The organism is Pseudogracilibacillus sp. SO10305, from assembly GCF_037072005.1.
Lineage (GTDB): Bacteria > Bacillota > Bacilli > Bacillales > Amphibacillaceae > Pseudogracilibacillus > Pseudogracilibacillus intestinigallinarum.
In genome coordinates this window covers 1-8,777 of the sequence record NZ_JAXHDE010000028.1, presented here as the reverse complement: position 1 = coordinate 8,777, position 8,777 = coordinate 1, and the positions used below count along the sequence as shown (strand labels likewise).

Sequence of the window (8,777 nt, the reverse complement as noted above, 5' to 3'; positions counted from 1 at the left end):
TAGGCGAGTATAAAAGAAGCCCACAAATTTTATTTGTAGGCTTCTTTTTTTATGGTGTGTGTGGTGTACAGGACCAAGTTAACTCATTCCAAATGTACCTAAAGGTCCAATCTGATCTTTTTCATTCTCTAAAGCTTTTTGTTTCTTACTTTGTTGGAAAAAACGATTACAGAAAAGCAAAAAGAAAAAGAGAGCAAAACAGAAAAATGAGATGTATCGCTGTTTTTTCATCATTTATACTCCTTTAGTTAAAAAGTTAATAGTAGTTTGAACAATTAGTAAGTTTTCATACGAGACAAAATTAGGTATAAAGATAGCTTCAACATAGTACGAACGTCATTTTAATTATGATACAATATAGATTAGCATAAGAAATAAAAATAGCGTAGGTGAAATAATGTCAAATAAACTTATAAAAGGAACAGCTCTTTTAACAGGGGCAGCCTTTATTTCGAAATTTTTAGGGATGGTGTATGTCATTCCGTTTAATGAACTTGTTGGCGCTCAAGGTGGAGAATTGTATTATTATGCATACAACCCATATACGATTTTAATTGCGATATCAACGGTCGGAATACCACTTGCTGTCTCTAAGATGGTATCTAAATATAATAGTTTAGGGTATTATGATGTCGGATTTAAAATATTTCGATTAAGTAGCATCTTAATGTTGATCACAGGAATGATTGCTTTTCTCATTTTATTTTTTGGTTCGGAATGGTTGGCAACGAAATACGCATATGATACTGAACATGGAAGTACGGTTGCGGATTTAAAATTAGTGTTACAAATGATTAGTTTTTCATTAATTATTATTCCGGCGATGAGTGTTGTTCGGGGATTTTTCCAAGGGTATCATATGATGGAACCGACAGCGATTTCTCAAGTAGTGGAACAAATTATTCGAATTGTATTTGTTTTAAGTGGAGCATTTGTCGTCGTGAAAATTTTGGATAAAGGCATAGTTTCTGCGGTAGGTGTTGCAACATTTGCCGCTTTCCTTGGTGCATTAGCTTCCGTTGCGGTATTGTTTTATTATTGGGTGAAAAAGAAGCGTGAGATGCATGAAAATGTAGTGACACAGCAAAAATCGATTTATATTTCGAATAAAGATTTAATATTTGAATTATTATCATATGCAGGACCGTTTGTCATTGTTGGAATTGCGACACCTTTATATCAAGCCGTTGATTCCTTTACGTTTAATAAGGCGATGGCACTAGGTGGATTTGGGGAATTAACGACGATTTCACTAGCAACCATCAATATGTATGGACATAAATTAATTATGATCCCGGTAACAATTGCGATTGGTTTATCGATGGCAATAATTCCAGGCTTAACAGAGTCCTTTACACAGCATAATACGAAAAAATTAGAAAAAGAAATTAACCAATCATTGCAAATCGTTTTATTTTTTGTTATTCCAGCGGTTGTTGGATTGTCTGTATTATCTTATGAGGCGTACGGTGCGTTATTCGGTATGAATCAATTAGATGTATCAGGTAATTTATTAATGTGGTATGCACCTGTTGCTTTATTGTTTGCATTATTTACCGTTTCGGCTGCCATTTTGCAAGGGATTAATGAACAACGATTTGCGTTAGTTAGTTTATCAGCTGGGTTTATCGTTAAATTAAGTTTAAACTCTATGTTAATTCAACAGTTTGCGGGAAAAGGATCGATTTTTGGTACAGCGCTAGCAGTTGGAACGGCAGTTGTTTTAAATTTATGGTGGATTAAACGATCGATTATTTTTTCTTACAAACAAACTGCGAAACGTACATTGTTCGTCATTATATTTAGTGGCATGATGGCCTTAGCGATTGTAGTAATGAAATCAATTTTTGGATTATTTTTACCATACGAAACGAGCCGTTTTGCTGCAGCAGTCATGTTAACAATTGGTGTTGGAGTAGGTGGCATAGTATATTTAGTTTTAGCGTATAAATCTACATTAATGGAACATGTATTAGGTACGATGAACATAATGAATCGTTTCAGGAGGAAAAAACGTGCGAATTGATCAATTTTTAGCACATACAGGCTTCGGCTCACGAAAAGATGTGAAGCAATTACTAAAGAAAAAGCTCGTTACGGTCGATAATAAAGTTATCACGAAAAGTAATGTGCATATCGATCCGGAAAAAGCAGAAGTAGTGGTCGATGGAGTCGAAGTGTTGTATGAAAAATTTGTATATTTGATGTTGCATAAACCAGATGGATATTTATCAGCGACAGAAGATGCTCACGGCTTAACGGTTATCGATCTAGTGGATCCTGAGTATTGGCATTATAAATTAGCACCTGTCGGACGTTTAGATAAAGATACAGAAGGGCTAATTTTATTAACGAATGATGGCAAGTTAAACCATCGCTTAACCTCTCCGAAAAATGAAGTGTATAAAACATACTATGCGGAAATTGATGGTGAAGTACGGGAAGAACATATTCAAACATTTTTAAATGGTGTTACATTGGATGATGGATATGAAACGAAAAAAGCATATTTAACGATTATTGAAAGTGATGCAACATCTGAAATTACATTGTCGATTTGTGAAGGGAAGTTTCATCAAGTGAAGCGTATGTTTCAAGCGATTGGAATGGAAGTAACGTATTTGAAACGATTAACGATTGGCCCTCTTGAACTTGATGCTTCATTACAGATCGGGGAAATGCGCCCATTGACAGAGGAAGAATTAGCAGCAATTACACAAATATAAAATGAGAGGGTGGGTGAAATGGCTCAATTAGTAAAATTACTCGATTATATAACAAGATATGAAACGAAAGCCTTTCATTATCCTACACAGTTTATTCGTTTGAAACAAGAGCATTGGGAGCAACTAATGCGCCAATGGGAAGAAGAAAATGATTTAGAATTACTAGAACAAATTCCGAATGATGAAAAGAAAACAGAAAGTGAAACGAAAGAAGAAAAGAAAAAGTTCTTATGGAAGTTTTTTAAGAAAAAAGAGACGCCTATATTGGAAGAAAGATTTATTCGAACATTGCCAACGACGAAAAAGCAGTTAATTACGTATTTTTTAAATCAATTAATGCCTTTTCAGTTAAAGTGGGCGACATCGACAATTACTCATACTTCTTTTACAGATAAAAACTATATGTATGAAGAAAAATTAAAAACATTGTTACAACGTTTACCAGATATTTATCTCATTATGTATTATCCGATTTTTTATGTGAAAAATGCGCCTTTTGAAAGTGAAATTATTATTATTAGTCCGATTGGGATTGAAATTTTGACGATCGTGGATGCACCACATAATGCGAGAATTGTCATGACGGGTGAAAGAGTTTGGGATGTAGAAACAGAAGTAAAGACGACAAAATTAATTGATCCGACTATTGCGTTGAAGCGAACAGAACATGTCGTTCGAAGTATTTTAAATAAATATGGTGTGGATATACCGATTCAGAAAACGATTATGGCGGAATCAAATTATTTTTTATATGATACAGCACCATATCAGACAAAACTTGTCGGAAAAAATGAGTACGAAGATTGGATGGATGAAAAAAAAGCGTTACATTCCCCATTGAAAAATGTGCAATTAAAAGCGATGGAAGCTTTATTACGTCATTGTCAAACAACCGCTGTTAGACGGCCAGAATGGGAAAAAGATGATGATGAGTTTAAAACGGTCGCTGATTATGAGGCATAAGTTTTGTATTATTTCATTGTAAATCCAGTCGCTGGAAAAGGTCGTGCATTACAAAAGTTCCAGCAACTCCAACAAACATCCAGTTTTCCAAAAGAATGTTCCATCGTATATATGACGACAGGCCCAAACGATGCAGCAAATTTTGTCGCATCCTTAGTGAAAGACGATAAAATTGCCTCCATCAAATTGCTCGTCGTTATCGGTGGAGATGGAACGATACATGAAGTATTAAACGGTTTAGGAGATGCTCATGCCCCAGTACATTACATAAAAAGTGGATCTGGGAACGATTTTTATCGAGGAATTTCCGAGATGAAAGAGGATACTATTCCGTATTATACAGGGGAATTCATACAAGGCGGAAAGAAAAAAGTTTTCGTTAATTGTATTGGCTTCGGTTTTGATGCACTCGTTGCCAAACTTGCCAATGAATCGAAAGTAAAACGATTGTTTAATGTAGTCGGTTTAGGTCGGATGGTTTATGTGTTAGCACTTATTCGAGCATTATTTATTTATACACCGACACCGATGCAGTTGAAAATAGATGATAAAACATATCATTTTGCCAAAACATTATTTGTCGCCGTTAATAATCATCCATATATGGGTGGTGGCATGAAAATTAATCCATTCGCTGTCCACGATAAAGAAGATTTATTTGTCATCGTTGCACATGATCTTCCGAAATGGAAAATTCTTTTATTGTTTTTAACGGTCTTTTTCGGGATGCATACACGGTTTCAAGGTGTGACGACATTTCGTGGGAAGAAAATTGATATTCGTACCGAAAACAATATATTGTTTCAGACAGATGGCGAAGTAAATGAAACGAACGGCGCACAAATGTATAAAACAGGACATTATGTGACGATCCATAAGCATGTACCATAGTAACATAGAAGGTTGCGATATGTTTTACATATTTTGTGAAATAAAGGAAAGCAAGGGGCTAGGAAATAGTCTTCCTTGCTTTTTTAATCGTTTGTAACCATTTTTTAATCGCTTGTTCATTCGTCATGATGTGGTCTATATACGATTGAACGCGTTCTCCTTTTAAACTGTACGAATAAATTTCAGGTAAAATGTTTTCCAATGCTTGGGCTGTTTGTTTATTACAACTCATACATTGTACCAATTTTTTTATTTGGCGATATTCTTCTAATTCAACGGTTTTATACATTAATTGTTCATCTAAAAGGTCGTGTAATAATGTTAGTTGATTATGAACTGTGAGACACATTTTATCATCCCCTCATATGTATTTTTACCGTTTTTTGTTATAATATACGTAATATTCATGTGAAGGAGGAATAAAATGGAACAATTAAAAGTAGGCAAAGCAACATTAACATGGCTCAATGGTGGTGTGAACTTCCTTGATGGTGGTGCGATGTTCGGTGTTGTACCAAAAGCATTGTGGTCGAGAAAATATCCTGTCAATGATAAAAACCAAATTGAATTGCGTACAGACCCAATCCTTATTCAAGTTGATGGGAAAAACTTTTTAGTCGATACTGGAATGGGTAATGGCAAACTAACAGATAAACAGTTACGTAATTTTGGTGTATTAGAAGAATCGTTTTTAGAACGTGATTTACAAAAAGTCGGCTTACATGTAAGCGATATCGATGCGATTTTAATGACACATTTACATTTTGATCATGCGTGTGGATTAACGAAAAAAGTAGGAGACACGTATGAATCGATTTTTCCTGATGTACCAATTTATACTTCTGATGTGGAATGGAATGAAATGCGTAACCCGAATATTCGCTCGATTAATACATATTGGCCAATGAACTGGGAACCGATTGTGGATCAAGTGCAACCATTTAAAGGGGAAATAAATATAACAGAAGAACTGAAAATGATTCACACAGGTGGGCATAGTGATGGACATGCTATTTTATTGTTTGAAGATGGGGAAGATTGTTTTATACATATGGCCGATTTAATGGCAACACATGGACATCAAAACAAATTATGGGCAATGGCTTACGATGATTATCCAGTGACTTCTGTACATGAAAAGGAAAAGTGGATGGCGTATGGGTATGAGCGTAGTGCATGGTATACGTTTTACCATGATGCATATTATCGTGCCATAAAATTTGATCCAGCTGGAAATGTCGTGGAACAAATCGAACGTACGAGACATGCGTATGAATAAATAGATGTTTCGCCCAATATAATGTAGAATCCTTTCTAAACTAACTCGTATGTAAGAAAAAAGGTTGGCAAGTATTCTTTTGCCAACCTTTCTATTATTTATATTATGCGACGACTGGTTCCGCGTCGATAATTGCTCCAGTCTCGATATCGATGTAAAAATCGAATTGTTTGTTTTCACCGTCAATATTACGGCTAATCCCACCACGATACGTGTCATACATGATACCGTTTTTCTCTAAACGTTTCGGTTTCATATAAATCCATGACCCATTGATCGGACCATTTTTTTGGAATGTTTCCTTCGCTGTTTCTAATGCTTTTTCTGGAGTAAGTTTTTTCGCATTGTTGTTTAATAAGTAGCCAATGACAACACCAATTCCAGCAGCAATTAATATATTTCTACGTTTCAATTTTTTTCACCTCGAAATTAATTTCCTTCCTTTTCCATTATACATGATAAATTCAATCGTTCCATAGCAAATGTATGACAAAATAGTTAAATTATGTGTAAAATTAGAGTAGAGATAAAGAAAGTGAGTGAAAAGAATGCAAAAAGATACTTTAGAAATGTTTCGTACGTTAACGGAATTACAAGGAGCACCAGGAGATGAGGTGCGTGTTCGTGAATTTATGGCGGCTGAATTAGAAAAATATGCGGATGATGTTGTTTATGACAATTTAGGTAGTGTGTTTGGGGTAAGACGTGGTGAAGGACCGCGTGTAATGGTCGCAGGGCATATGGATGAAGTAGGATTTATGATTACACAAATTACGGAAAATGGGATGTTACGTTTCCAACCTTTAGGTGGTTGGTGGAACCAAGTTATGCTTGCCCAACGTGTACAAATTATGACGGACAAAGGAATCATTGCAGGTGTAATTGGTTCGATTCCGCCACATCTATTAACAGAGGCTGTTCGGGCAAAGCCAATGGAGATAAAAAATATGTTAATTGATATCGGGGCAGATGACCGTGAGGATGCACTTGCAATTGGCGTGAAGCCTGGAGATACGGTCGTACCGATTTGTCCGTTTACACCGATGGCAAATGAGAAAAAAATTATGGCAAAAGCTTGGGATAATCGTTATGGTTGTGGACTTGCCATTGAATTATTAAAAGAAGTGCATGGAGAAAAATTACCGAATACATTGTATGCTGGAGCGACTGTACAAGAAGAGGTTGGACTTCGCGGGGCACAAACGGCAGCGAATTTGATTGAACCGGATATTTTTTACGCATTAGATGCTTCTCCTGCAAATGATATGTCAGGAGATAAGGAACAGTTCGGGCAACTTGGAAAAGGAACATTATTACGAATTCAAGACCGTACGATGATTACACATCACGGCATGCGTGAATTTATTTTAGATACGGCAGAGTCGAATCACATTCCATATCAATATTTTGTTTCACCTGGAGGAACAGATGCAGGACGTGTTCATACGGCAAATGATGGGGTACCATCTGCAGTGATTGGGATTTGTTCACGTTATATTCATACGTCCAGTTCTATTATTCATGTGGATGATTATGCAGCTGCAAAAGAGTTGTTAATTACATTAGTTAAAAAGACAGACAAAGCGACTGTTGATGCAATTCGTCAACGATAAGCAGGTAAAAAAATGAAACTAATTGTAGGATCAAAAAATCAAACAAAAGTACAAGCTGTTGCCGATGTTTTTACGAAAGCAACCGTGATTGGTGCAGATGTTCCATCAGATGTGGCGGCACAGCCGTTTGGTGATGAGGAAACATTGCAAGGAGCATTGAATCGGGCCAAACATGCACAAGAATTGGAACGACATGTCTTCGGTGTTGGGCTTGAAGGGGGCGTCATCCTAACATTAGGGAAGTTGTATGTTTGTAATTGGGGAACACTCCTAACGCCAGAAGGGAACGTCTATCATGCAAGTGGGGCACGTGTTCGCTTGCCAGATGCATTTATAGAACCGTTAAAAAATGGGACGGAATTGAGCGAGTTAATGAATGATTATACGAAGCGACATGATATACGATATCATGAAGGGGCGATTGGCATATTTACGAACGGACTATTAAAGCGTCAAGAAATGTTCGCACAAGTCGTCACATTATTATATGGACAATATTTGCATGAGAAAGCATAAAAAAGTTGGGCTTTTTTCAGAAGCATACTTGAAAAGGCCCAACTTTTTATTTTTATTCATATACGTATGCTAATACATCAATCGCTTGCTCTACTGTTTCAACTGTGACATTCGCTTTGTTCGATAATTCTTTTAACGGATGGATTAATGATGCTGGACGAATAATGATTGTCGGTTTATTCAATGTTAGTGCCGTTGCTGTATCCATTGCCGTATTCCATTGACGATATTGTTCACCAAATAATGCAATTACTACATCTGCTTTTTGTAACATTACTTGCGTGCGGAAGTTGTTGACATCGGATGCTCTTTCATCTCGATATAAATTATTTGGTTGCTTTCCTTGAATTGCTTCTCCAATATCATCTGAACGGTCATGATCTGTTTGTGGAGAAACGAATGTCAAAGGTAATCCTTTTTCTGCTGCTTGCTCTTTCAATGTTTCACGCCAGTTTGTATGTATTTCACCGGCTAAATATACTGTCAGTTCCATAATACATCCCTCCAAAGCACATTATACTAAAAATGTTAAGAAAATTACAATATCTCCATAGTTTTAAGTAAATAGTGTAACAATGTGACAGGAGATAGGTGAAAATGAAAGGATGCAAGTAAACCGAAAAATAAGTGGCATACTCATTTGAAAAAAATGATAATTGGAGCATGGATGAAGAAAATTTCTTTTTCAACAAAAAGAGAAATTTTTACAAACTATAGCGTTATTTCGTAGGGAACCTGTTATAGCAAGTCAATAAAAGAGAAGTTAATTAATCATTTGCACAAAATGTG

The 8,777-nt window shown here is 36.0% G+C and carries 11 protein-coding genes; 7 read left to right on the top strand and 4 right to left on the bottom strand.

All coding sequences use genetic code 11. The annotated features are described in order from the left end of the window. Positions 1-78: 78 nt before the first annotated feature. Positions 79-231, bottom strand: coding sequence for a hypothetical protein (locus SPD45_RS14190; protein WP_336268433.1), 153 nt, complete (start codon positions 229-231; stop codon positions 79-81). A gap of 166 nt (positions 232-397) precedes the next feature. On the opposite strand from SPD45_RS14190, the gene SPD45_RS14185 reads away from it, so the two are divergent. Genes SPD45_RS14185 through SPD45_RS14170 form a run of 4 tightly spaced genes read left to right on the top strand, consistent with a single transcriptional unit; the run spans position 398 to position 4,580 of the window. Further along, the gene (locus SPD45_RS14185) at positions 398-2,026 is read left to right on the top strand and encodes a putative polysaccharide biosynthesis protein (RefSeq protein ID WP_336268432.1); all 1,629 of its coding nucleotides are present in this window, start codon (positions 398-400) and stop codon (positions 2,024-2,026) included. After that, positions 2,016-2,726, top strand: coding sequence for a pseudouridine synthase (locus SPD45_RS14180; RefSeq protein ID WP_336268431.1), 711 nt, complete (start codon positions 2,016-2,018; stop codon positions 2,724-2,726). The genes SPD45_RS14185 and SPD45_RS14180 overlap by 11 nt, the downstream gene beginning before the upstream one ends. 18 nt (positions 2,727-2,744) lie before the next feature. Further along, entirely contained in the window at positions 2,745-3,689 is a 945-nt protein-coding gene (locus tag SPD45_RS14175) for an NERD domain-containing protein (protein ID WP_336268430.1), read from the top strand. A gap of 3 nt (positions 3,690-3,692) precedes the next feature. Then, entirely contained in the window at positions 3,693-4,580 is an 888-nt protein-coding gene (locus SPD45_RS14170; protein WP_336268429.1) for a diacylglycerol/lipid kinase family protein, read from the top strand. Between the two features lie 58 nt (positions 4,581-4,638). Here the strand turns inward: SPD45_RS14170 and SPD45_RS14165 are convergent, their stop codons facing one another. Then, complete coding sequence (locus SPD45_RS14165) at positions 4,639-4,929, bottom strand: YtzH-like family protein (protein WP_336268428.1); 291 nt, start codon at positions 4,927-4,929, stop codon at positions 4,639-4,641. A 75-nt stretch (positions 4,930-5,004) separates the two neighbouring features. On the opposite strand from SPD45_RS14165, the gene SPD45_RS14160 reads away from it, so the two are divergent. Continuing rightward, positions 5,005-5,859, top strand: coding sequence for a YtnP family quorum-quenching lactonase (locus SPD45_RS14160; RefSeq protein ID WP_336268427.1), 855 nt, complete (start codon positions 5,005-5,007; stop codon positions 5,857-5,859). Between the two features lie 103 nt (positions 5,860-5,962). Here the strand turns inward: SPD45_RS14160 and SPD45_RS14155 are convergent, their stop codons facing one another. Further along, positions 5,963-6,271: a PepSY domain-containing protein gene (locus tag SPD45_RS14155; RefSeq protein ID WP_336268426.1), complete on the bottom strand. Its 309-nt coding sequence runs from the start codon at positions 6,269-6,271 to the stop codon at positions 5,963-5,965. Between the two features lie 136 nt (positions 6,272-6,407). On the opposite strand from SPD45_RS14155, the gene SPD45_RS14150 reads away from it, so the two are divergent. Then, positions 6,408-7,472, top strand: a complete 1,065-nt coding sequence (locus SPD45_RS14150; RefSeq protein ID WP_336268425.1) for a M42 family metallopeptidase — start codon at positions 6,408-6,410, stop codon at positions 7,470-7,472. A gap of 12 nt (positions 7,473-7,484) precedes the next feature. Then, positions 7,485-7,988 (top strand): DUF84 family protein, encoded by a 504-nt coding sequence (locus tag SPD45_RS14145; RefSeq protein ID WP_336268424.1) that lies wholly within the window; start codon positions 7,485-7,487, stop codon positions 7,986-7,988. 52 nt (positions 7,989-8,040) lie between these two features. Here SPD45_RS14145 and SPD45_RS14140 read toward each other — a convergent pair whose 3' ends face one another. Then, positions 8,041-8,481, bottom strand: a complete 441-nt coding sequence (locus SPD45_RS14140) for a YtoQ family protein (protein ID WP_336268423.1) — start codon at positions 8,479-8,481, stop codon at positions 8,041-8,043. Positions 8,482-8,777 lie beyond the last annotated feature (296 nt).